At 52.7% G+C, this 22,614-nt stretch carries 38 protein-coding genes; 3 read left to right on the forward strand and 35 right to left on the reverse strand.

Features of this window, described 5'->3' with window-relative positions; genetic code table 11:
• Positions 1-94: 94 nt before the first annotated feature.
• From truA to rpsJ, 35 genes are all read right to left on the reverse strand, one after another.
• Positions 95-859, reverse strand: a complete 765-nt coding sequence (truA, locus tag C8J48_RS16110; RefSeq protein ID WP_107728295.1) for a tRNA pseudouridine(38-40) synthase TruA — start codon at positions 857-859, stop codon at positions 95-97.
• Between the two features lie 14 nt (positions 860-873).
• Entirely contained in the window at positions 874-1,677 is an 804-nt protein-coding gene (locus tag C8J48_RS16115) for an energy-coupling factor transporter transmembrane component T family protein (RefSeq protein ID WP_107728296.1), read from the reverse strand.
• Positions 1,674-2,537: an energy-coupling factor transporter ATPase gene (locus tag C8J48_RS16120; RefSeq protein ID WP_107728297.1), complete on the reverse strand. Its 864-nt coding sequence runs from the start codon at positions 2,535-2,537 to the stop codon at positions 1,674-1,676. The genes C8J48_RS16115 and C8J48_RS16120 overlap by 4 nt, the downstream gene beginning before the upstream one ends.
• Positions 2,519-3,355: an energy-coupling factor transporter ATPase gene (locus C8J48_RS16125; protein WP_425430485.1), complete on the reverse strand. Its 837-nt coding sequence runs from the start codon at positions 3,353-3,355 to the stop codon at positions 2,519-2,521. The genes C8J48_RS16120 and C8J48_RS16125 overlap by 19 nt, the downstream gene beginning before the upstream one ends.
• 85 nt (positions 3,356-3,440) lie before the next feature.
• Positions 3,441-3,830 carry a 50S ribosomal protein L17 gene (rplQ, locus tag C8J48_RS16130; protein ID WP_107728299.1) on the reverse strand — a complete coding sequence of 130 codons (390 nt, stop codon included), beginning with the start codon at positions 3,828-3,830 and terminating at the stop codon, positions 3,441-3,443.
• A 35-nt stretch (positions 3,831-3,865) separates the two neighbouring features.
• Entirely contained in the window at positions 3,866-4,810 is a 945-nt protein-coding gene (locus C8J48_RS16135; protein ID WP_107728300.1) for a DNA-directed RNA polymerase subunit alpha, read from the reverse strand.
• A gap of 184 nt (positions 4,811-4,994) precedes the next feature.
• On the reverse strand, positions 4,995-5,396 hold the full coding sequence (gene rpsK / locus C8J48_RS16140) for a 30S ribosomal protein S11 (protein WP_107728301.1): 402 nt from the start codon (positions 5,394-5,396) through the stop codon (positions 4,995-4,997).
• Positions 5,397-5,414: 18 nt separating this feature from the next.
• The gene (rpsM, locus tag C8J48_RS16145; protein ID WP_107728302.1) at positions 5,415-5,783 is read right to left on the reverse strand and encodes a 30S ribosomal protein S13; all 369 of its coding nucleotides are present in this window, start codon (positions 5,781-5,783) and stop codon (positions 5,415-5,417) included.
• Positions 5,784-5,802: 19 nt separating this feature from the next.
• The gene (rpmJ, locus tag C8J48_RS16150) at positions 5,803-5,916 is read right to left on the reverse strand and encodes a 50S ribosomal protein L36 (protein WP_090892810.1); all 114 of its coding nucleotides are present in this window, start codon (positions 5,914-5,916) and stop codon (positions 5,803-5,805) included.
• Positions 5,917-6,010: 94 nt separating this feature from the next.
• Positions 6,011-6,229 carry a translation initiation factor IF-1 gene (infA, locus tag C8J48_RS16155; RefSeq protein ID WP_107728303.1) on the reverse strand — a complete coding sequence of 73 codons (219 nt, stop codon included), beginning with the start codon at positions 6,227-6,229 and terminating at the stop codon, positions 6,011-6,013.
• 4 nt (positions 6,230-6,233) lie between these two features.
• Positions 6,234-6,542: a KOW domain-containing RNA-binding protein gene (locus tag C8J48_RS16160; RefSeq protein WP_107728304.1), complete on the reverse strand. Its 309-nt coding sequence runs from the start codon at positions 6,540-6,542 to the stop codon at positions 6,234-6,236.
• A 10-nt stretch (positions 6,543-6,552) separates the two neighbouring features.
• A complete protein-coding gene (gene map, locus C8J48_RS16165; protein WP_107728305.1) occupies positions 6,553-7,302 on the reverse strand; it encodes a type I methionyl aminopeptidase in 750 nt (249 codons plus the stop codon).
• A complete protein-coding gene (locus C8J48_RS16170; RefSeq protein WP_107728306.1) occupies positions 7,299-7,952 on the reverse strand; it encodes an adenylate kinase in 654 nt (217 codons plus the stop codon). The genes map and C8J48_RS16170 overlap by 4 nt, the downstream gene beginning before the upstream one ends.
• Positions 7,953-8,109: 157 nt before the next feature.
• A complete protein-coding gene (secY, locus tag C8J48_RS16175; RefSeq protein WP_107728307.1) occupies positions 8,110-9,417 on the reverse strand; it encodes a preprotein translocase subunit SecY in 1,308 nt (435 codons plus the stop codon).
• Complete coding sequence (rplO, locus tag C8J48_RS16180; RefSeq protein WP_107728308.1) at positions 9,417-9,857, reverse strand: 50S ribosomal protein L15; 441 nt, start codon at positions 9,855-9,857, stop codon at positions 9,417-9,419. Before rplO ends, secY begins: the two co-directional genes overlap by 1 nt.
• A 37-nt stretch (positions 9,858-9,894) precedes the next feature.
• Positions 9,895-10,083, reverse strand: coding sequence for a 50S ribosomal protein L30 (rpmD, locus tag C8J48_RS16185; RefSeq protein ID WP_107728309.1), 189 nt, complete (start codon positions 10,081-10,083; stop codon positions 9,895-9,897).
• Positions 10,084-10,097: 14 nt separating this feature from the next.
• On the reverse strand, positions 10,098-10,568 hold the full coding sequence (rpsE, locus tag C8J48_RS16190; RefSeq protein WP_107728469.1) for a 30S ribosomal protein S5: 471 nt from the start codon (positions 10,566-10,568) through the stop codon (positions 10,098-10,100).
• A 44-nt stretch (positions 10,569-10,612) separates the two neighbouring features.
• Positions 10,613-10,981, reverse strand: coding sequence for a 50S ribosomal protein L18 (rplR, locus tag C8J48_RS16195; RefSeq protein ID WP_107728310.1), 369 nt, complete (start codon positions 10,979-10,981; stop codon positions 10,613-10,615).
• A 27-nt stretch (positions 10,982-11,008) separates the two neighbouring features.
• Positions 11,009-11,545 (reverse strand): 50S ribosomal protein L6, encoded by a 537-nt coding sequence (gene rplF, locus C8J48_RS16200; protein WP_107728311.1) that lies wholly within the window; start codon positions 11,543-11,545, stop codon positions 11,009-11,011.
• Between the two features lie 30 nt (positions 11,546-11,575).
• Positions 11,576-11,974, reverse strand: a complete 399-nt coding sequence (gene rpsH / locus C8J48_RS16205) for a 30S ribosomal protein S8 (protein WP_107728312.1) — start codon at positions 11,972-11,974, stop codon at positions 11,576-11,578.
• A gap of 25 nt (positions 11,975-11,999) precedes the next feature.
• On the reverse strand, positions 12,000-12,185 hold the full coding sequence (locus C8J48_RS16210; RefSeq protein ID WP_107728313.1) for a type Z 30S ribosomal protein S14: 186 nt from the start codon (positions 12,183-12,185) through the stop codon (positions 12,000-12,002).
• 153 nt (positions 12,186-12,338) lie between these two features.
• Positions 12,339-12,881, reverse strand: a complete 543-nt coding sequence (gene rplE, locus C8J48_RS16215) for a 50S ribosomal protein L5 (RefSeq protein ID WP_107728314.1) — start codon at positions 12,879-12,881, stop codon at positions 12,339-12,341.
• Between the two features lie 28 nt (positions 12,882-12,909).
• A complete protein-coding gene (gene rplX, locus C8J48_RS16220) occupies positions 12,910-13,266 on the reverse strand; it encodes a 50S ribosomal protein L24 (RefSeq protein WP_107728470.1) in 357 nt (118 codons plus the stop codon).
• A gap of 69 nt (positions 13,267-13,335) precedes the next feature.
• Complete coding sequence (gene rplN / locus C8J48_RS16225; protein ID WP_107728315.1) at positions 13,336-13,704, reverse strand: 50S ribosomal protein L14; 369 nt, start codon at positions 13,702-13,704, stop codon at positions 13,336-13,338.
• Between the two features lie 32 nt (positions 13,705-13,736).
• Complete coding sequence (gene rpsQ / locus C8J48_RS16230; RefSeq protein WP_107728316.1) at positions 13,737-14,003, reverse strand: 30S ribosomal protein S17; 267 nt, start codon at positions 14,001-14,003, stop codon at positions 13,737-13,739.
• A complete protein-coding gene (gene rpmC / locus C8J48_RS16235; RefSeq protein ID WP_107728317.1) occupies positions 14,000-14,212 on the reverse strand; it encodes a 50S ribosomal protein L29 in 213 nt (70 codons plus the stop codon). The genes rpsQ and rpmC overlap by 4 nt, the downstream gene beginning before the upstream one ends.
• The gene (gene rplP / locus C8J48_RS16240; RefSeq protein WP_107728318.1) at positions 14,202-14,636 is read right to left on the reverse strand and encodes a 50S ribosomal protein L16; all 435 of its coding nucleotides are present in this window, start codon (positions 14,634-14,636) and stop codon (positions 14,202-14,204) included. Before rplP ends, rpmC begins: the two co-directional genes overlap by 11 nt.
• A 1-nt stretch (position 14,637) precedes the next feature.
• Positions 14,638-15,297, reverse strand: coding sequence for a 30S ribosomal protein S3 (rpsC, locus tag C8J48_RS16245; protein WP_107728319.1), 660 nt, complete (start codon positions 15,295-15,297; stop codon positions 14,638-14,640).
• Positions 15,298-15,309: 12 nt separating this feature from the next.
• The gene (rplV, locus tag C8J48_RS16250; protein ID WP_107728320.1) at positions 15,310-15,657 is read right to left on the reverse strand and encodes a 50S ribosomal protein L22; all 348 of its coding nucleotides are present in this window, start codon (positions 15,655-15,657) and stop codon (positions 15,310-15,312) included.
• Between the two features lie 30 nt (positions 15,658-15,687).
• The gene (rpsS, locus tag C8J48_RS16255; RefSeq protein ID WP_107728321.1) at positions 15,688-15,969 is read right to left on the reverse strand and encodes a 30S ribosomal protein S19; all 282 of its coding nucleotides are present in this window, start codon (positions 15,967-15,969) and stop codon (positions 15,688-15,690) included.
• 39 nt (positions 15,970-16,008) lie between these two features.
• A complete protein-coding gene (gene rplB / locus C8J48_RS16260; protein WP_107728322.1) occupies positions 16,009-16,842 on the reverse strand; it encodes a 50S ribosomal protein L2 in 834 nt (277 codons plus the stop codon).
• A gap of 26 nt (positions 16,843-16,868) precedes the next feature.
• On the reverse strand, positions 16,869-17,156 hold the full coding sequence (rplW, locus tag C8J48_RS16265) for a 50S ribosomal protein L23 (protein WP_107728323.1): 288 nt from the start codon (positions 17,154-17,156) through the stop codon (positions 16,869-16,871).
• Positions 17,153-17,779 carry a 50S ribosomal protein L4 gene (rplD, locus tag C8J48_RS16270; protein WP_107728324.1) on the reverse strand — a complete coding sequence of 209 codons (627 nt, stop codon included), beginning with the start codon at positions 17,777-17,779 and terminating at the stop codon, positions 17,153-17,155. Before rplD ends, rplW begins: the two co-directional genes overlap by 4 nt.
• A 21-nt stretch (positions 17,780-17,800) precedes the next feature.
• Entirely contained in the window at positions 17,801-18,427 is a 627-nt protein-coding gene (rplC, locus tag C8J48_RS16275; protein ID WP_107728325.1) for a 50S ribosomal protein L3, read from the reverse strand.
• A gap of 35 nt (positions 18,428-18,462) precedes the next feature.
• Positions 18,463-18,771, reverse strand: a complete 309-nt coding sequence (gene rpsJ / locus C8J48_RS16280; protein ID WP_107728326.1) for a 30S ribosomal protein S10 — start codon at positions 18,769-18,771, stop codon at positions 18,463-18,465.
• Positions 18,772-19,884: 1,113 nt separating this feature from the next.
• Between rpsJ and C8J48_RS16285 the strand changes: the two genes are divergently transcribed.
• Genes C8J48_RS16285 through mtnB form a run of 3 tightly spaced genes read left to right on the forward strand, consistent with a single transcriptional unit; the run spans position 19,885 to position 22,429 of the window.
• A complete protein-coding gene (locus tag C8J48_RS16285) occupies positions 19,885-21,099 on the forward strand; it encodes a 2,3-diketo-5-methylthiopentyl-1-phosphate enolase (protein ID WP_107728327.1) in 1,215 nt (404 codons plus the stop codon).
• On the forward strand, positions 21,096-21,773 hold the full coding sequence (locus C8J48_RS16290) for a 2-hydroxy-3-keto-5-methylthiopentenyl-1-phosphate phosphatase (RefSeq protein WP_245891264.1): 678 nt from the start codon (positions 21,096-21,098) through the stop codon (positions 21,771-21,773). Before C8J48_RS16285 ends, C8J48_RS16290 begins: the two co-directional genes overlap by 4 nt.
• A complete protein-coding gene (gene mtnB / locus C8J48_RS16295) occupies positions 21,770-22,429 on the forward strand; it encodes a methylthioribulose 1-phosphate dehydratase (protein ID WP_107728329.1) in 660 nt (219 codons plus the stop codon). Before C8J48_RS16290 ends, mtnB begins: the two co-directional genes overlap by 4 nt.
• The last annotated feature ends 185 nt before the right edge of the window (positions 22,430-22,614 follow it).

Below are 22,614 nucleotides of genomic sequence, written 5' to 3' on the forward strand. Positions count from 1 at the left end.
CTGGCTTTCATTCAAAAAGTGTTGCGCCGAACATGTTCCACCGGGGCAAGTGGAAAAATACCAACGATCATATTACACCAACTTCAAGCTCGTGTCAAGATAAGGAATTTCTCTCTACAAAATCATCATAGCCCACCCGCATTAAACACAACCCTTGCGGCGGTAGCGTTTTCCCAGCCGCCTCCCGCTTTTTGGCAGCTACGATCGCGGGAATGCTATCGGCGGATATTTTTCCCATACCGACATCCAATAAGGTACCCGCGATAATACGGACCATGTTATACAAAAAACCATCCCCGATCACATCCATCGCTACCACTCCTGGTTGTGGTTGAACCATGCGACAGTCGTACAAGGTGCGCACACGGTGGGAGACTTGTGCTCGCGCAGCGGAAAAAGCGGTAAAATCATGGGTACCGATAAGATGGCGCCCCGCTTCAACCATCGCATTCCCATCGAGGGGGTGAGGCCAGTGGGTGGTATACCGGCGGATAAATAAATCGGGAATGGAACGGTTGTCCCAGGAATAGCGATACCACTTCCAACGCGCATCCTTGCGAGCGTGAAAGCGATCGTGCACATGCTCCACCGCTTGCACCAATACGTCTTGCGGCAAGGTGTGGTTAAGGGCGCGAGCCCAGCGCTCTACCGGCATCGTGGAGTCAATATCGCAGTGAATCACCTGCCCCTTCGCATGGACACCAGCATCGGTTCGACCGGAGCTGGTGACGCGAACGGGATGGCCCGCCACTTTTGTAAGGGCTTGTTCGAGGACGGTTTGCACCGTGCGGCAACTCGGTTGGCTTTGAAACCCGGAAAAACCAGTACCGTCATAAGCGACCGTCATTTTTAACCGCATGGTGCTCCCTCCTTTTAATTCCGCAGTCCCACCAGGGCGAGAATCACCACCGTCAACACGCCCCATAAAAGGAAGTCAAGCCGGGTGTAGCGGAGTTCCCGCAGTTTGGTCCGACCGACACCACCCTGGTAGCCGCGGGCTTCCATCGCCCATGCCAACTCTTCCGCCCGCCGAAACGAGGAGATAAATAACGGGATCAAAATGGCGATAAAGCCTTTGGCTCGTTTCCACACCCCTCCCGATTCAAAGGAGGCGCCACGGGCTTTTTGCGCTTTTATGATTTTATCCGTCTCTTCCCACAGCGTAGGGATAAAGCGAAGGGCGATCGACATCATCAGTGCCAGCTCATGTGCAGGCACCCCGACGCGGGTAAGAGGGGACAGGAGCTTCTCTAACCCGTCCGTCAGGTCGATGGGAGAAGTGGTCAGAGTGAGCAAGGTGCCGGTCACCACCAACAGCAGAAAGCGAAGGGCGATCATCACGGCCTGAATCACCCCTTCTTCATAAATGGTGAACCATCCCCAATCGACCCACACCTCACCACCACGGGTCATCCACAAATGAAGCCCGGCGGTAAAGGCGATTAAAAACAGGATCGGCTTTAAACCCCGCCACACCATCAACAACGGAACACCAGACAGCAACAGACCCGTCAGGGTTACCACCACCAACAAGCCATAAGTCAAACCATTGTTCGCCAAAAAGACGACGATCATAAACAAAAATACATAGATCAGTTTGGCGCGGGGATCCATGCGGTGCAAAGAGGAGTCTCCCGGCACATATTGGCCCAGGATCGGATTGGATAGCGCACTCATAAGCCTCCCCTTCCTTTGACCCGTGCCATAATCGCTTCCACCAGTGCCTCCGGTGTAAAACGATCCAATTTCAACGGAACGGCGAGTTCCTGATTGATGCGCTCCATGAGCCGGATCGTTTCTGGTAGTTCCAATCCCCATTCCCGTAAGCGGTCTGGGTGTTGAAACACCTCTTGCGGCGAACCACTTAAAACCATCCGCCCTCCCGCCATCACAAACAACCTTTCCGCATATCGACTCACATCTTCCATGCTGTGGGAGACTAAGATTACGGTCATATTTCGCTGCCGATGAAGGGAGTAGATGCGATCCAGCAGTTCGCGTTGTCCGGCAGGATCGAGACCGGCAGTAGGCTCATCCAGGATCAAAATCTCAGGATGCATCGCCAATACCCCGGCTATAGCTACTCGCCGCATCTGCCCTCCGCTCAGTTGAAAGGGGGAGCGCTGAGCCAGTTCTGGTGACAACCCTACCCATTCCAGTGCCGTTGTTACCCGCTGCTCGATCTCATCCTCTGCCAACCCCAAATTACGGGGGCCGTACGCGATATCTTTGATCACCGTCTCCTCAAATAATTGATGTTCAGGGTATTGAAACACGACTCCTACCCGTCCACGTAGTGACGATAGATCTTTGCTGTCGACATCGATGACGGTATCTCCAATCCGCAATGTACCAGAAGTGGGGCGAAGTAAACCGGCGATATGCTGGATCAGCGTCGATTTGCCGGAGCCTGTCGGCCCGATCACCCCGACAAAAGCGCCGGTCGGCACCGTTAGATTTACTTCGGTGAGAGCCGGTTTGGCATAAGGAGTTCCCGTCAGATAAACATGGGATACATTTATTGCAACAATGCCCATAATTCCTTCACCAACGTTTCTTCATTGGAGATACGACGGGAAAGGGGAAGGCCCTGTTGCCGCAGTCGGTCCGCCACTTCGGCAAACAGCGGCAACTCAAGGGACCATTCCTGCAAATGATCCACCTGGTTGAATACATCGACCGGGCTTCCGTCCAACCGGATCGCTCCCGCGGCCATTACCACTACCCGTTGGGCGTATAAAGCTTCTCTGGCGGAGTGGGTAATATGGATCACCGTCGTTCCCCCTTGATGGAGCGAACGGATCGCATGTAGCACTTCTCTTCTCCCGGCGGGGTCCAGCATCGATGTGGCTTCATCAAATACAATCACATCGGGTCGCATCGCAATCACACCGGCAATCGCCAGACGCTGTTTTTGTCCGCCGGACAAATGGTGAGGGGATTGATCCTCCATTCCGGAAAGGCCCACCCGCGGGAGGACATCGGCGATTCTCCGCCGCATTTCCTCCCGGGGCAGGCCCAGGTTTTCCAGTCCAAAGGCGACATCGTCACGAACAGTGGTGCCTACGATCTGGTTATCGGGGTTTTGGAAGACCATCCCCACCCGCTGCCGGATCGCGCCCCATTGACGATGATCGTTGGTATCCAAACCACATACTTGCACCGTTCCCGCAGTTGGAACCAGCAGCGCATTTAACAATTTGGCTAGGGTGGATTTTCCGGAGCCATTGGGACCCATCACAGCGACATACTCGCCTCTGTCCACGCTCCAATCCAGCCCGGAAAGAACGGTACCCGTCCCTTCTTCTCCCTGGCCGGGGTAGTGAAAGCCGACATTTTGCAATCGAATTATCAAGCCATCCACCCCTGTTCTGCAAAGAAAAAAGGGCAGATTTCAGGACCGGATCGATCCTGCCCTCTCCCTTTGATCCACAGACGGTTTATTTCACCAGTTCAAGATAAACCATTTCCGTCGCATCGCCACGACGTGGCCCGATTTTAATGATGCGGGTATAGCCGCCATTACGCTCTTCATAACGGGGACCCACTTCATCAAACAGCTTTTTTACGGCATCCACTTTTTCGTGGTTGACCTGCTCCCCTTCTTTTTCAGTGCGGGAACGGTTGGTCCTTACGAAGGAAGCGGCCTGGCGCCGGGCATGGAGATCGCCCCGTTTGGCCAGGGTGATCATCTTTTCCGCAATCGAGCGTACTTCTTTGGCTCGAGTCGCCGTCGTTTTAATCCGTTCGTGGATGATCAGGTCGGTGACCAGATCACGGAGCAGCGCTTTCCGTGCTGCTGTATTCCGACCCAGTTTTGAATATGCCATCGTTTTTCCCCTCCCTTGTAAACAGATGATGAGAGTTAGTCATCGCTGCGCAGGGAGAGACCCAACTCGGACAACTTCTCCTGCACTTCTTCCAGCGATTTGCGTCCCAGGTTGCGAACTTTCATCATGTCCTCTTCCGACTTCTGTGTCAGTTCTTGGACGGTGTTGATTCCAGCCCGCTTTAAACAATTGTAAGAGCGAACCGACAGGTCCAGCTCCTCGATGGTCATTTCCATGACCTTTTCTTTTTTATCTTCTTCTTTTTCCACCATGATCTCCGCATCTTGCGCTCCTTCTGTCAAACCGACAAAAAGCAACAGATGCTCAGTCATGATCTTAGCCCCCAGGCTGACCGATTCCTCTGGACGGAGGCTACCGTCGGTCCACACTTCCAATGTCAGCTTATCGTAGTTGGTGACTTGGCCGACACGGGTGTTTTCTACCTGGTAATTAACCCGTTCAATCGGGGTATAAATCGAGTCGATCGGAATCACACCGATCGGTTGGTCTTCACTTTTGTTGCGGTCCGCAGGAACATATCCACGACCCCGGTCAGCTGTCAGACGGGCATGAAGGCGTCCATCATCAGCCAAAGTGGCGATATGAAGATCCGGGTTAAGAATCTCCACATCGGAATCGGCGCGGATATCGCCGGCTTTTACTTCACCGCCGCCCTCCACGTCAATTTCCAACACCTTCTCCTCATCGGAATGAACCTTGAGCGAGAGGCGTTTTAAGTTGAGGATAATTTCCGTTGTATCCTCTACCACACCGGGAATCGTGGAAAACTCGTGCAACACCCCGTCTATCTGGATGGACGTAACCGCCGCACCCGGAAGAGAAGACAACAGAATACGCCGTAGCGAGTTGCCCAGGGTGGTGCCATAGCCGCGTTCCAAGGGTTCCACAACGAATTTTCCGTATCGGCCATTTTCGCTGACCTCAACGGTCTCGATTTTGGGTTTTTCGATTTCAATCATCAGCTTTGAAACCCTCCTTCAGAACGTCGCATTCCGGGTGACATCGGTGTAATCTGGGATGGAATAAGCCATCTATCGCCCGGCAAACGGTCATGGGCAACCAAATGTATAAATGGGTACCCTACCAGTATACACATAGCCTTACCAGTATAAACCAAAAATCAACCCGGAATCCAATCGGTCATCAGACACGGCGACGCTTCGGTGGGCGGCATCCGTTATGGGGAATGGGAGTGACGTCTTTAATCAGGTTGACTTCCAACCCGGCCGCTTGCAGCGAGCGGATCGCCGCTTCCCGACCGGCACCCGGTCCTTTGACCATCACTTCCACGGTTTTCATTCCATGTTCCATCGCCTGTTTAGCAGCGGCTTCCGCAGCCATCTGGGCGGCGAAAGGAGTACTCTTGCGGGAGCCTTTAAACCCTAAGGTACCGGAGCTAGCCCAGGAGACGGTGTTCCCGCGCTTATCGGTAATGGTGATGATGGTGTTGTTAAAAGTGGAACGGATATGAACCGTACCGGACTCCACATTTTTCTTTGCACGCCGTTTGACGCGTTGGTTGGTCGTCCGCTTTTTGGCAGCCATTTGTTTCCCTCCTTATCCTTATTTTTTCTTGTTGGCGACAGTCCGACGAGGACCTTTGCGAGTACGTGCGTTGGTTTTGCTCCGTTGCCCCCGCACTGGCAGACCGCGGCGGTGACGAATACCCCGATAGGAGCCGATCTCGATCAAACGCTTGATGTTTAAAGCGGTCTCCCGACGGAGATCCCCTTCCACCATCACGTTTTTATCGATAAAGCTGCGCAGCTTGGAGATTTCGTCTTCCGTCAGGTCGCGTACACGCGTATCCGGATTGATGTCGGTCTCCTTTAAAATGCGGGCAGCTTGGGAGCGACCAATGCCAAAAATATAGGTCAGCGCAATTTCCACCCGCTTTTCACGGGGCAAATCGATGCCTGAGATACGAGCCAAGGTTGAGCACCTCCTGTCTTCAGCCTTGTTTTTGTTTATGCTTGGGATTTTCGCAGATCACCATCACAATTCCTTTGCGACGGATGACCTTACATTTTTCACAAATCGGTTTTACCGAAGGTCTCACTTTCATCTTGTTTCCCTCCTGTATCCACTCGGTGTCAACTCCGGGAATGCGCCCGGATCACGTTTGACGCTGCCATCCGAGCGGAACATTCCGCGGGGGGTCACTTATAGCGATACGTAATCCGGCCGCGAGTCAAATCATATGGGGAAAGCTGGACCGTCACCCGGTCACCGGGCAAAATCCGGATAAAGTGCATGCGGATTTTGCCAGAAACATGGGCGAGCACTTTGTGTCCATTCTCCAGCTCCACGCGAAACATGGCATTGGGCAACGGCTCGATCACCTTGCCTTCTACCTCGATCACATCTTCCTTGGCCATTGACTCACTCTCCTTTTCGCTCTCCAATGTGGAGAAGGTATTGGTTCAAGGCGTGGCGCAGCTTAGCGTTGCTCACCCGGCCATCTTTTGTCATGGATTCTTCTACTTCCCGGGCGATGTGCTTGGTAGGTTGGATATGCTTGACGTTTTTCCTTTTGGACTGGCTAAATTTTCGTTTGTCCCCGTCCACGAGAAGAACAAAATGCGGTTCTTCCCACCCGATCACGATCGCATATCGCCCCGCCTCACGACCTTTTTTCACTTGGACGATCTGCCCGATGGAAGGCCGTCTCTCGGCATCAATCACATCCATCACCCTTCACCTAACCAGCTGTGGTCAATATCTCGTGGCCATCTTCTGTGATCGCAATGGTATGTTCAAAATGGGCACAGAGTGAACCATCTTCCGTGACGACCGTCCAGTTATCCCCCAAAGTCTTCACGTGACGAGATCCCACATTTACCATCGGCTCTACAGCCAAGGTCATACCAGGCTTTAACCGCGGGCCTTTTCCCGGAGGGCCAAAGTTGGGAACACTGGGCTCCTCATGCAGGTTTTGCCCTACGCCGTGCCCGACATACTCTCGTACAATCGAGAATCCAGCCTCTTCCACAATCGTCTGGATCGCGTGGGAGATATCTCCGATGCGGTTTCCGGGTAACGCTTGCTTCAATCCGCGATACAGGGAGTCTTCGGTCACTTCTAGCAAACGTGACGCTTCCGCGGAGATGGTGCCCACCGGATAGGTCCAGGCGGAATCACCGTGATACCCATCTAAGAAAGCTCCAATATCGACGGTGATAATATCCCCTTCCTCCAACACGCGCTCACCAGGGATACCGTGAACCAACTCCTCGTTGACGGATGCGCAGACACTACCTTTAAACCCGTTATACCCCTTAAAAGAAGGAGTGGCTCCCTGCTTCCGAATGTAGGAATCAACGATCCGGTCGATCTCCTTGGTTGTGATCCCCGGCCGGATCGCCTCTCGGATCAACTGGTGGGCTTCATATACAACGCGACCCGCCCGTCTCATCCGCTCGATTTCTTTCGACGATTTTAGGATTATCATTCTACTGATCCCCTAAGGTGACCAAGAATGTTTTGGGTGACAGCTTCAATCGACTGTTGGCCGTCGATTTTACAGACGTTGCCTTTGTCCTTGTAGTAATCCAGCAACGCCTGTGTCTGTTCCAGGTTGACTTGCAAACGCTTGGCCACCGTTTCCTCTTTGTCGTCGTCCCGTTGATGAAGGAGACCGCCGCAGCGATCACAAACCCCTTCATTCTGCGGGGGTGCAAACGCCACATGATAAGTGGCTCCGCAATCGCGACAGATCCGTCGACCGGTCAACCGTCTCAAAAGCTCTTCCTCTTCCACCTCGATATAAATAACATGATCGAGGGTTTTGCCCATCTCAAGCAGGCTGTCATCCAAGGCCTCCGCTTGCGGAACGGTACGGGGAAACCCGTCCAACATAAAGCCTTCGGCACAATCATCTTTGCCCAACCGCTCTTTTACGATACCGATGGTAACACGGTCAGGAACGAGTTGTCCTTCATCCATATAGGACTTGGCTTCCAATCCCAAGGGAGTGCCTTCTTTCACTGCGGAACGGAACATGTCGCCTGTGGAGATGTGCGGGATGTGGAACGCCTCAGTGATCCGGTCAGCTTGGGTGCCCTTTCCGGCACCAGGCAGTCCCATCAGCACGATATTCAAGCCTCATCCCTCCCAGTGGTGTAAACAAACACAGGGCGGTCCGCCTGGAGATCACCCCCGGTGCTCGCTCCCGGTTTGCGAGAGCAAGCACCGTCATGTGCGACAATCGGCCTGTCGGCCGTTTACACGGGATTCCCCAGGAAACCTGGGGAATCATTTATTTGTTGATAAACCCTTTGTAATGGCGCTTGATTAACTGGCTTTCGACCGTTTTCATCGTCTCCAGAGCCACGCCGACCACGATCAAAAGCGAGGTTCCGCCAATCTGTACCGAGCTGGGTAAGCCGGCCAAGCTGGTGAAGAAGACCGGCAAAATGGAGATCGCAGCCAGGAACAAAGCACCGGCAAAAGTGATACGGTTCATCACATAGGTAAGGAACTGGGAAGTCACTTTGCCTGGACGTTTCCCCTGGATATACCCACCGTTTTTCTTTAACTGATCCGCCAGCTGAATCGGGTTGATCTGTACAAAGGTGTAAAAGTAGGTAAATCCGATGATCAGCATCACATAGAAGACCATCCCCAGCGGTGCATTAAAGGTCACATTGGCCATAACCCACTGGGAGATGCTGCTGTTGGGGAAAAATTGGGCAATGGTAGACGGGAAAATCAACAGCGACATGGCGAAGATAACCGGAATCACCCCTGCCGCGTTCACTTTCATCGGGATGTAGGTGGATTGGCCGCCGTACATCTTGCGTCCCACGACCCGTTTGGCATATTGGACTTTGATCTTCCGTACTCCTTGTTGGATGAAGATCACACCGACGATGATCAACATCAACACCGCTAAGATAATCAGGATCTTGACAATGCTGAGGAAGATCTCATCACCGGCATTGAGGAACTGCGATTGATAGATTTGCTGACTTGCCGGTGCAATGCCGGCAATAATCCCAGCAAAGATCAGGATGGAGATCCCGTTTCCAATGCCGTGTTCGGTGATGCGCTCACCCAACCACATCAGGAAGGCCGTTCCGGCGGTCAAGGTGATGGTGATCAACGCTAAGGTAAAGAAGTTGGGATCATTGATAAAGTTCATCCCCATATTGGCGCCCATCGTGTTAAAACCGATCGTCAGAGCGATGGACTGGATCAATGCCAGCACTATCGTACCATAGCGGGTTACACGTGCCAACTTGCGCCGACCCACTTCCCCTTCTTTTGCCCATTGGGCAAACTTGGGTATCACATCCATCGTCAATAACTGCACAATAATCGACGCAGTGATATAAGGAAAAATTCCCAAGGCAAAGATGGAGAAGTTCAGCAGCGCTCCCCCGGAAAAGGTATTCAACAGACCGAATACCCCGGCACCTTCGGTCAGTGCATGGAGGGCGTCTTTGTTGGTATTGGGTACGGGAATGAAACTACCGATCCGGAAGACGACGATCATCGCCAGGGTGAAAAGTATCCGGCGGCGAAGGTCCTCCACCTTAAAGATGTTACGCACGGTCTGAAACATCAGAGCACCTCCGTCGTGCCTCCGGCTTTTGCGATTCCTTCCGCAGCCGCGGTCGAGAACTTATGAGCCTTCACCGTTAGTTTGACTTTCAGTTCCCCATTCGCCAGCACTTTCAAACCGTCCTTCATATTTTTCACCACACCAGTTTCCTTGAGGAGTTCCGGCGTCACCACCGTGCCCTCTTCAAAGCGGTTGAGGGTATCCAGATTGATCACGGCGTATTCTTTGCGGGTGGGATTGGTAAACCCGCGCTTCGGCAGACGGCGGTAAATCGGGTTTTGTCCCCCTTCAAATCCGGGTCGCACCCCACCGCCGGAACGGGCTTTTTGCCCTTTGTGCCCACGGCCGGAGGTTTTACCTTGGCCAGCAGAAATCCCGCGGCCTAAGCGTTTGCGGTTTTTCCGGGCCCCTTCCGCCGGTTTCAATTCATGCAATTTCATCCTTTGCACCTCCTCTGCGAGCTCGATGAGTCACGGATCAAGCATCGACTTCTTTCACTTCAAGCAGATGCTTGACTTGATTAATCATCCCGCGGATTGCCGGGGTGTCGTTTTGGATCACGGTCTGTTCCCGCTTGGTCAGGCCGAGAGTCCGTACCGTCACCCGTTGTGGTTCCGGACGGCCGATCAAGCTCCGTTTGAGGGTGATAGCCAATTTTTTTGCCACGATATCATCCCTCCTTATCCTAACAACTCTTCTACTGTTTTCCCGCGCAACTTGGCCACATCTTCGGGACGCTTTAAGCTTTCAATCCCTTGCAGGGTGGCGCGAACCATATTGATCGGGTTGTTGGAACCTGTCGATTTGGTCAAAATATCACCGACACCGGCCACTGTCAACACATCGCGGACAGCGCCGCCGGCGATCACACCGGTACCTTTGGATGCGGGTTTCATCAACACCCGTCCGGCTCCGTAAGCCCCGATCACATCATGGGGGATCGTCGTCCCGTTGAGCGGGATGGAAATCATATTTTTCTTGGCGGCTTCCACGCCTTTGCGGATCGCTTCCGGTACTTCAGCCGCTTTGCCGATTCCGGCACCCACTTTGCCCTTGCCGTCACCGACGACGACCAAGGCGCTAAAGCTAAAGCGACGACCGCCTTTCACCACTTTGGCCACCCGGTTGATGCTGACCACTTTTTCGATCATATCGTCTTTGGGTTGGTCCTTGCGCACGCTCTTACCCCCTCTGCTCAAAAGTCGAGACCTCCTTCGCGAGCACCCTCAGCCAATGCCTTAATCCGTCCGTGGTAGAGATATCCGCCCCGGTCGAATACAACATGCTGGATGCCTTTTTCAGAAGCGCGCTTGGCCAACAGTTCGCCCACTTTGCGCGCAGCTTCCACATTGCCGCCGTAGATCCCCAGCTCTTTTACTTCCGAGTCGAGGCTAGATGCGGAAACTAATGTTTTGCCGTTTTTGTCGTCGATCACTTGGGCGTAAATATATTTAGCGGAACGGAACACATTTAGACGTGGACGCTCCAACGTGCCGGTAATCTTTTTGCGGACACGCAGATGGCGCCGTTTCCGACTCGCGTTGCGGTCTAGTTTGTTGATCATGCCGCTGTCACTCCTTTCTGCACGAGATTACTTCCCGGTTTTCCCTTCTTTGCGACGAATGCGTTCATCGCTGTATTTAATCCCTTTACCTTTGTAGGGTTCCGGTTTACGGATTGAGCGGATATTGGCGGCTTGTGCGCCTACCGCTTCTTTGTCGATCCCTTTGACGATAATTTGGGTTTGAGAGGGGACATCCAGTTCAATCCCTTCCCGCGGATCCACTTCCACCGGGTGGGAGTAGCCAACGTTCAGGACCACTTTGCTGCCCTTTTTCTGGGCGCGGTAACCGACACCCACCAATTCCAAGGTTTTGCTGTAGCCGTTGGTGACCCCTTCCACCATGTTGGCCACCAAGCTGCGAATGGTTCCGTGCAACGCACGGTGTTTGCGGTGGTCACTCGGGCGTTCCATAATAATTTCGTTGCCCTCTACCTTTACGCTGATTTCAGGGTGCAGCTCCCGGGTCAAGGTTCCTTTGGGCCCTTTGACCTGAATGGTGCTCCCGTCCAATTTTACCTCCACCCCGCTGGGAATGGTGACCGGTTTTTTGCCGATACGGGACATGCGATTTCACCTCCATCCTTTCCGACGAGATTACCAGATATAAGCCAGCACTTCGCCGCCCACTTTGGCGTTGCGCGCTTCTTTGTCCGTCATAACCCCTTTGGAGGTCGACAGAACAGCGACTCCCAATCCACGCAGAACGCGGGGCACTTCATCGTTTTTGGCATAAACGCGCAAGCCCGGTTTGCTGATCCGTTTCAACCCGGTGATCACGCGCTCGTTGTTGGGCCCGTATTTCAAAAAGATACGGATGATCCCTTGCTTGCTGTCTTCGATATACTCCGCATCGCGGATGAAGCCTTCCCGCTTCAGAATCTCCGCAATCTCCCGCTTCAATTTGGAAGCCGGCAACTCCAGGCTTTCATGGCGAACCAGGTTCGCGTTACGGATGCGGGTCAGCATGTCAGCAATCGGGTCAGTCATAACCATGCGAGATCCCTCCTTCCACAATCAATTACCAGCTGGCTTTTTTAACTCCGGGAATCTGCCCTTTGTAGGCCAACTCACGGAAACAAATACGGCACAAGCGAAACTTTCGGATCACGGAATGCGGACGTCCACAACGTTCACAGCGGGTATAGCCACGCACTTCAAACTTCGGTTTGCGCTTTGCCTTCGCGATCATCGATTTCTTCGCCAACGGATTCCCTCCTTATAGAATGAGTTAGTGGCTCCGCCACTTCGAAATTTTGATACTGGACGAATGTCCAGTGTAACCGATCCTTCAGATCACTACTTACAGATTTTCATACTGGACAAGTCGTGCCTCGATCGAGGTCACACTCATCTATCGTTATTTCCGGAACGGCATACCCATCTGGGTCAACAGCTCACGGGCTTCTTCATCAGAATCGGCAGTTGTCACGATCACGATGTCCATGCCCCGCACTTTATCCACTTTATCGTACTCGATCTCCGGGAAGACCAATTGTTCCTTCAGCCCCAAGGTGTAGTTGCCACGACCGTCAAAAGCCTTAGGCGAAATCCCACGGAAGTCGCGCACACGGGGCAGAGCCACATTGATCAGCTTATCGAGAAAGTCATACATCCGCTCACCGCGCAAAGTCACTTTCGTCCCGATCGGCATTCCTTCCCGCAGCTTAAAGCCGGCGATCGATTTCTTTGCCCGGGTGATCACCGGTTTTTGTCCGGAAATCAGAGTCAGATCTTCCACTGCGCTATCCAGCACTTTCGCGTTTTGCACCGCTTCACCCACACCCATATTGATAACCACTTTTTCCACTTTGGGCACTTGCATGGGAGATTGGTACTCAAACTTTTTCATCAGCGCCGGGCTAATTTCCTGTTGGTAACGTTCTTTTAATTGAACTGACATGGCTCAATTCCTCCTTTCCTGACGAGGATTACTTATCCAGCACTTCACCGGATTTCTTGGCGTAACGGATTTTCTTTTGCTTTCCGCCTTTGCCTTCTACGGTTTTATAACCGATCCGTGTCGGTTCTTTTGTCTTCGGGTCTTCCACCATCAGGTTGGAAAGGTGGATCGGGGCTTCCTTGTCGATAATGCCCCCCTGCGGATTATCTTGTGTCGGGCGGCTGTGTTTCTTCATCATGTTGACGCCTTCGACCAGAGCCCGTTGTTCCGTCGGGAATACCCGCAGCACACGCCCTTTTGTATACACCATTTTCCCGTCTTTGTCACGGGTTGGGGCGTCCTTTCCGCGCATCACGATCACAGTGTCGCCTTTTTTAATGTGCAGCTTGTTGGGACGGTTCGCCTTCATGTGGTCGGCACCTCCTTACTTGACGGTTCTCATCCGCATCCGGTATCAGAGTACCTCCGGAGCCAGTGAGACGATTTTCATAAAATCTTTTTCACGCAGTTCCCGAGCAACGGGGCCGAAGATACGGGTCCCACGCGGGCTTTTGTCTTCCCGGATCACCACGGCTGCATTTTCGTCAAAACGGATGTAGGAACCATCTTGACGACGGGTGGAACGCTTGGCGCGCACAATTACGCATTTGACGACTTCACCCTTCTTGACAACGCCCCCGGGTGTTGCTTGTTTTACCGATGCAACGATAATATCGCCGATCCCTGCCGACTTCCGTTTGGAACCACCCAGCACTTTGATGCACATCAGTTCTTTGGCACCGGAGTTATCGGCAGCGCGCAAACGGGTTTGCGGTTGAATCATCGGTCTCCCTCCTTCCGCCAGTCAAAATGAACTTAAACGATCACGGCTTCTTCTACGATCTCAACCAAGCGCCACCGTTTGTCTTTGGACAGCGGGCGGGTTTCCATGATTTTAACGACGTCGCCCACTTTGGCTTGGTTCTGCTCATCATGCGCTTTAAATTTCTTGCTGTATTTCACGCGTTTGCCGTACAATTTGTTCCGCTTGTAAGTCTCCACCGCGACGACGATCGTTTTGTCCATCTTGTCGCTGACGACTTTACCTACGCGCACCTTGCGGCGGCTGCGTTCTTCAGTCATGCCTGTTTCCTCCTTTCAATTCCCAGTTCGCGCTCCCGCATCACCGTTTTGGCGCGGGCAATATTCTTGCGAACCTGACGGATCCGTGCCGGGTTATCCAACTGACCCGTAGCGGCCTGGAACCGGAGGTTAAACAGCTCTTCTTTCAGCGAGGCCAATTGTTGCTCAATCTCCGCGGTGGTCATCTCCATCAGCTCTTTAGCTTTCATCCGTTCCACCACCCGCTTCATCACGTTTTACAAACTTCGTTTTGATCGGAAGTTTATTGGCGGCAAGCCGCATCGCTTCCCGAGCCACATCTTCCGGAACCCCTGCCAGTTCAAACATGATTTTGCCCGGTTTCACAACGGCTACCCACTTTTCAGGAGAACCTTTACCGGAACCCATCCGAACCTCCAGAGGTTTTTGCGTAATCGGTTTGTCGGGGAAAATTTTGATCCAGACTTTACCGCCACGCTTGATATAACGAGTCATCGCAATCCGTGCCGCCTCGATCTGCCGGTTGGTGATCCAGGAAGGCTCCAGAGCTTGTAAGCCGTATTCGCCAAAAGCCACTTCTGTGCCGCCTTTGGCGCGGCCTCTCATGCGTCCACGATGCTCTTTCCGATACTTGGTGCGTTTCGGCATCAACATGTTACTTGCCTCCTTCCGCGTCTCCCTTTTTCTTGGCCGGGAGGACCTCACCGCGGTAAATCCACACCTTTACACCAATCCGTCCGTAGGTGGTGTGGGCTTCCGCAAATCCGTAATCAATGTCTGCACGCAAGGTGTGCAGAGGAACAGTACCCTCGTTGTAACCTTCAGTCCGAGCGATATCCGCTCCGCCGAGGCGGCCACTCACTTGCGTCCGTACCCCTTTGGCACCGGAACGCAGTGTCCGTTGGATCGTCTGTTTCATCGCGCGGCGGAAAGAGATCCGACGCTCCAATTGTTGTGCGATGTTTTCCGCCACCAGACGAGCGTCCAGCTCAGGGGATTTAATTTCGTTGATATTGATGTGCACTTTCTTTCCAGTCAACTTCGTCAGTTCCTGGCGCAAGGCTTCCACTTCGGAACCGCCTTTTCCGATCACCATGCCGGGCTTTGCGGTATGGATCGTCAGATTGACGCGGTTGGCGGCCCGTTCGATTTCCACGGAGGAAACCGCCGCCTCTTTCAGCCGTTTCGCCAGAAATTCACGGATATGGTTATCTTCGTGCAGCATGTCAGCGTAATCTTTGCCACCGAACCACTTGGATTCCCAGTCACGGATGACGCCGACACGCAACCCTACCGGGTTGACTTTCTGACCCATGTGTTTCCCTCCTTATTTTTCAGATACAACCACCGTAATGTGGCTGGTCCGCTTGTTGATGCGGCTGGCACGTCCCTGCGCACGGGGACGGAAGCGTTTTATGGTCGCACCTTCGTCCACCACCGCTTTGGATACCACCAGATTTTCCGGGTTGAGATTGTAGTTGTGCTCTGCGTTGGCGATTGCCGATTGCAACACTTTTTCAATGATCGGAGAAGCCGCACGAGGCGTAAACTTCAAGATCGCCAATGCTTCAGCCGCGGATTTGCCCCGAATCAGGTCAATCACTAATCGCGCTTTGCGAGGAGCGATCCGGACGTGGCGTACCACCGCTTTTGCTTGGGCTTCAGTCGCTTCCATGGCTTAAGACCTCCTCTCTATCACGCTCAATTACCGTTTCCGGGTTTTCTTATCGTCACCGGCATGCCCTTTAAACGTCCGCGTGGAGACGAATTCGCCCAACTTATGACCCACCATGTCTTCACTCACATACACCGGCACATGTTTGCGCCCATCGTGCACCGCGATGGTGTGGCCGATAAAATCGGGGAAGATGGTGGAACGGCGCGACCAGGTTTTGATCACCTTTTTATCGTTCTTCTCGTTTAGCTCCCGGACTTTCTTCAGCAAGTGTTCATCTGCAAAAGGTCCCTTTTTGAGGCTACGACCCATGCATTTAACCCCCCTTCTTGTTTACACAGGGTGATGAGATTACTTCTTCTTGCGACGACGCACAATATATTTATCCGACGGTTTGTTTTTCTTGCGGGTTTTGTAACCCAACGTGGGTTTACCCCATGGGGTAACTGGAGATTTGCGTCCGATCGGAGCGCGACCTTCCCCACCACCGTGCGGGTGATCCGAGGGGTTCATAACCGAACCGCGAACCGTCGGGCGAACACCTTTCCAGCGACTGCGCCCCGCTTTTCCGATGTTGATCAATTCATGATCCAGGTTGCCTACCTGACCGATGGTAGCACGGCAAGTCCGTTGCACCATGCGGGTTTCACCGGAAGTGAGGCGAATGATGGCGTATTTGCCGTCTTTACCGAGCAACTGTGCCTGTGTTCCGGCTGCACGAACCATCTGTCCACCGGCACCCGGCTTCAGCTCGATATTGTGGATTACACTACCCACCGGAATGTTATCCAGGGGCAAGGCGTTCCCTACTTTGATGTCGGCATCTGGGCCGGACTCAATCGTATCGCCTACTTTTAGCCCTTTCGGATGCAGGATGTAGCGTTTTTCTCCATCTGCATAATGGATCAGTGCGATATTGGCGGAACGGTTTGGATCGTATTCAACGGTGGCAACTTTACCGGGAATGCCATCTTTGTTCCGCTTAAAATCGATGATCCGATACTTACGTTTGTGACCGCCGCCCTGATGACGGGTGGTGATGCGGCCTTGATTGTTACGGCCCGCTTTTTTGATCAGATTGGTCGTCAGGGATTTCTCCGGCTTATCCGTGGTAATCTCCTCAAACGTGGAGACCGTCATCTGCCGACGACCAGGCGAGGTCGGTTTAAAATGCTTGATACCCATGATTCGTTCCCTCCTTTTCCAGGGGATTAAGCTTCAAAGAGCTCGATGCTCTTGCTGTCGTCCGTCAGCTTCACAATCGCTTTTTTGCGATCGGAGCGATATCCGCTGTAACGGCCGAAACGCTTCGGTTTCCCTTTGACACGCATGGTGTTCACCTGAGAAACCTTCACATCAAAGATCTTTTCAATCGCTTTTTTGATTTCGGACTTGTTGGCTTTCAGATCTACTTCAAATACGTACTTGTTTTCCTCCATCATGTCGGTGGTTTTCTCGGTTACCACCGGACGGCGGATAATGTCGCGGGGGTCTTTCATCTGCCGAGCACCTCCTCCACACGAGAAACGGCATCCCGGGTGATGATCACCTTATCGTAGTTGAGGACGTCGAGGACGTTCAACCCATCGGTATCGATCACTTTGACACCGGGAATGTTGCGCGCGGACAGGGCGACGTTCTCATCGAAGCTGTTGCTGACCACCAATGCTTTACGATCGGCGTTCAGGTTGTTCAGCACCTGTACCATCTCTTTGGTTTTTGGCGCTTCCAAGGACAACTGATCGAGAACCACCAAGCTGTCAGCCTTCACTTTGGAAGAAAGCGCGGAACGAATCGCCAGGCGGCGCACTTTTTTCGGCAGTTTATAGGCATAGCTGCGTGGTGTCGGACCAAACACAACGCCTCCGCCAACCCAGATCGGGGAACGGATGCTACCGTGACGCGCACGTCCCGTCCCTTTTTGTTTCCACGGTTTGCGGCCACCGCCACGAACAGCGGAACGGTTTTTTACGGCATGGGTTCCACGGCGTTGGGATGCTTGCTGCATCACAACCGCATCATGCAGAACCGCTTCATTGGGCTCGATTCCGAATACGGATTCGGATAATTCCAATTCGCCCACTTGACTGCCGTTCATGTCCAAAACATTTACTTTTGGCATGTCGTCTCCTCCCTTCTTCCGTTATTGACCCTTGACTGCGGATCGAATGACGACGTAGCTGTTTTTCGGACCCGGCACCGAACCCTTGATCAACAACAGGTTTTTGTCGGTGTCCACTTTAACCACTTTCAAGTTTTGCACGGTCACTTTTTCGCCACCCATGCGTCCAGGCAAGGTTTGCCCCTTAAAGACACGCATCGGATCGATCGCTCCCAAGGAACCAGGACCACGATGATAGCGAGAACCGTGACTCATCGGACCGCGGGATTGGTTGTGCCGTTTAATTGCACCGGCAAAGCCCTTCCCTTTCGACGTGGCGGTCACATCAACGATGTCACCTTCCGCAAACAGATCCGCTTTTACTTCCTCGCCCAACTCAAATTCGGTCGGGTTCATCCCGCGAATCTCACGGATAAACTTTTTGGTTGCCACACCTGCTTTTTTCGCATGGCCGGCTTCCGGTTTGTTGGCACGATGTTCTTTTTTATCGGCAAATCCGAGCTGAACGGATTCATAGCCGTCGGTTGCGGCTTCTTTCTTCTGCAACACAGCGCATGGGCCCGCGTTGATCACCGTCACGGGGATCATGGTGCCGTCTTCGGCAAACACTTGCGTCATGCCCAACTTTTTACCGAGAATCCCTTTCACGTCGCACACCTCCTACCGACTGGTTTTTGTTTCATTTAAAGTTTGATTTCAATGTCGACGCCGGACGGCAAATCGAGCCGCATCAGTGCATCCACCGTTTGCGGAGTCGGGTTGACGATATCGATCAGCCGCTTATGGGTGCGCATCTCGAATTGCTCCCGCGAATCCTTGTATTTGTGAACCGCACGCAAAACCGTGTAGACGGCGCGCTCCGTCGGCAGCGGGATCGGTCCCGACACATCCGCCCCCGTCCGGTTGGCTGTCTCGACGATTTTCTCCGCCGATTGATCCAATGCGCGATGGTCATACGCTTTGAGGCGAATGCGAATCTTTTGCTTTGCCATGTATGCCCCTCCTTTTCGCTCATTTTCAGGAAATGAACCTTTGCTCCGCGGAAATTCCCCGTTCACCCATGGCAAAGGGGCCGGGTGTGTCGGCAACCTTCCGCATCATCGCCGTTCATGACCAACATTCCTCATTATACTGAAATGGATAGTCTTATGCAAGGAAAAATAAGCCGGATCTAGCATTCCGGCCAAAATTGCCATCTCAAATCTAATCAAGTCCAACAATGACAAGTTTAACCTTATGTAGGGTATCACGGAAAGAAGGGGTATGCAAATGTATTTGAGGGGATAAGTCGATGATTTGATCAAATAGGAAAATCAAATCACTGGAAATTTTATCAGTGAACAGCTAACTCTGAGGAGAAAAGCCCAAATAACAGGTAATCGAGTTTATAGTTAGAAAATAAGTGTAAGGAGGGGAAAATTGAGGAATATTCACTACAAATTCGATTGATTAAATCCTTTTTTATCAGGATGGAAATAATACTCTATTCCGAATTAATATGATAAAATAAAAATATGGTAGTAGCCAAGGGCGGGTAGCCACACCAACCTCTCCAAGAGAGGGGGTGAGGCCATGAAACTTCTTGACCTGATCGTAAACGCGGCTGGTGTAGTTGTACAAGCATTGGCTGTGTATGTAGCGTATCAGGCACTCAAAAAGAAGTAACCCGTCCCCTGGCAAAGGTATGCGGGTTACTTCTCGCTTATCCGTGGCCGCTCGTCTGCGGCAGCTACCCGGCGGTAGGGGTGCCTCCCTGCCGCCGTTACTATTTCTATCCATAGGATATCATAAATATGCTTGTTTCGTCCAGTTGGGTGCTGTTAATCAAAAAGATAGGTCAATTGACATATTATACGGATTTTCCATATTTTCCAATCTGCTGATGAAGCTTTGTGTGATTCCTAACTTCTTTCTCCGTTATTATAGACGGTTCGGTTATTCCCTCTACACCTCATCAATTCTCCTACATTTCTTTCCTGCCATCTCTTATCCAAAAAAATGCCTAAAAACCCTCTAGTCATTAACCCTTTTAATATGATAGGATTACTCCAAAATACAGATCCGCCCCATGATCATCATGGGTGACGGAAGGAACGAAGAAGGTGATGGGTTTGGCCACAGATGATGGGTATCTGGTGGCGACGTATGAGATTGACGGTCATCATGATCCTTTTAAAAAAGCGAAGGGGATCGCCATCGGTTTAACCGTGGGTACTTGGACGGAGCTGCCGCAGGAGAAACAGGCAGAGTTGGCTCCTCACTTGGGTAAGGTGGTGGATATAACCACTGTTTCGGCAACTGCCGATCAACCGGCGAAAGCACACATCAAAATCGGCTATCCTGTTCGTAATCTCACTCCCGATTTGCCGGCCATTCTGACGACGGTATTCGGCAAGCTCTCCCTTGACGACAATATTCGTCTGCTCGATTTGGAGCTGCCGCCGCAGTGGGAGCAGCACTTTCCTGGACCAAAGCTAGGAATTGCAGGCATGCGGGAACGATTGGGTGTGTTTGATCGCCCCCTGTTGATGAGCATTTTTAAACAATGTATCGGCCTGCCGCTGGTCGATTTAGAAAAAGGATACCGCCAACAATTAGCAGGTGGCGTCGATTTAATCAAAGATGACGAAATCTTTTTCCAAGACGAAAAAGCACCGGTGTTGGAACGGGTGCGACGTTTTAAAGCCTTAAACTTGCAGCGAGAAGAAGAGACCGGCCAAAAAGCTTGGTATGCAGTTAATGTCACTGGCCCTTCCACCACGATCCTGGATCAGGCGAGGCGGGTGGTGGAAGCAGGGGCGGATGTACTGCTTCTCAATGTTTATCCTTATGGTTTAGACATCTTACACCGCTTGGCCGCCGATGACGACATTCCCGTACCGGTGATGGCTCACCCCGCCTTTGCCGGCGCGATCCAAGGGGTGGATTCCCCTTTGTTGCTGGGTAAACTGTTGCGTTGGGCAGGAGCGGATCTGGTGTTATACCCCTCTCCCTATGGGTCAGTCGCCCTACCGCGGGCAGACGCTCTCGCCATCGCCGCTCACCTGCGAAGCAAAAGCGTTCATCGACCGGCTTTCCCTGGACCTGCCGCTGGTATTCATCCCGGGATGGTACCGGTGCTGTTAGATGACTTTGGCCATGATCTGTTAGTTAATGCCGGTGGCGGCATCCATGGTCATCCACAGGGAGCGGCTGCTGGAGGTAAAGCGTTTCGGGATGCGATCGAGGCAACGGTCGCCGGACAATCCTTGGATGAGGCGGCACAGGAATCCGCCGAGTTGCAACAAGCGCTAGATCAATGGGGAGTGGTACAAGCGTGAACGGTACCGAACGCGTGCTGTTCTGCGACTTTGACGGCACCATCACCACCAACGACAATATCATTCGCCTCTTGCGCCAGGAGAATCCATCGGGATGGGAAGGGATCAAAGATGATGTGCTGGCTCGGCGCATCAGCATTCGGGAAGGGGTGGGCCGAATGTTTTCCCTGATTCCCTCTCAACGGCGGGAAGCGCTCACCCGTTTTGTTGTGGAAGGGGCGGAGATTCGTCCTGGCTTTCAACGCTTTTTGACGTATTGCCGCAGCGAGGGCATCCGTCTGTTGATCACCAGCGGCGGGATCGACTTCTTTGTCTATCCCATCTTGGAACCCTTTGGTATTCCGCAGGAGGATATCTTTTGTAACGGCAGCGATTTTTCCGGCGAAACGGTTCGCATTACCTGGCCACACTCCTGTGATCGCCATTGTGACGGGGATTGTGGCATGTGTAAAACCACCATTATGCGCCGTTTTCCCGCTGCAGAACGAATCGTGATCGGGGATAGTGTAACCGACCTGGCCGGGGCGCAATTGGCAGACTGGGTGATTGCCCGCGACTATTTGTTGGATCGTTGTCGTGAGCAACAACTACCCCATCGCCCGTTTGAAACGTTTGATGATGTAATCGCAGCATTGGAAGCGCATGCCCCTGTAAAGGGAGGAATGACGGAATGAATGCACCATCAAATACAAAAATACTGCCACTAGAGCATATCCAGGCTGGCTTTGACACCTTGCGGGAAGTGAAGCAGACCTTTGCTCAGCGCGGGTGGTTCCCGGCTACCAGCGGCAACCTCTCCTTGCGCCTGTCAGCGGATGGCGCAGATCCGTTACTGGTCATCACCGCCAGCGGGAAAGACAAATCCGTCGACACAGCGGAAGACTTTCTGGTAGTCGATCTACAGGGAAAACCGGCCTATCCCACACACTTAAAACCATCAGCGGAAACATTGCTACACACCGCGCTATATCGGCGTTTTCCTGAAGTCGGAGCCGTCTTTCACATTCATACCGTCGCCAACAACCTCGTATCCGAGTGGGCAGCTGCGCGCGGATCTGTCACCTTTTCCAAGCATGAGTTACTAAAAGCCCTGCAGCGGTGGGAAGAAGATGCCGAAATCCACATCCCGATCGTGGAAAATCACGCTAATCTCCCTCGCCTCGCCCAAGCAATGGAGGCGGTGATTCATCCGGATGTACCGGCTGTGTTAATTCGCAACCATGGTGTCACCGTTTGGGGGAAAAGTGTATTTGAAACAAAGCGCCACCTGGAAGCCTTGGAGTTTTTGTTTGAGTACCAAGTACAGCGTTGGATGATTGAACGGCTGTGACCGTAAGCAAGAAGTTTTTGAACGGAGGAGTGCTTTTGCCGAGCAACCCAGAACTGCCCCTAGTAGGCTGATGCGAGGATCCCCCCGCGTTCGCCGCGATTGCGCTACTTCTTTGCCAACACAAGAGAACAAAAGGCGCAATACCACTTTCTTTGCAATCCAAAATGGAAAACCTTGAGGAGGGA

This window comes from Desmospora activa DSM 45169 (assembly GCF_003046315.1).
Taxonomy (GTDB): domain Bacteria; phylum Bacillota; class Bacilli; order Thermoactinomycetales; family DSM-45169; genus Desmospora; species Desmospora activa.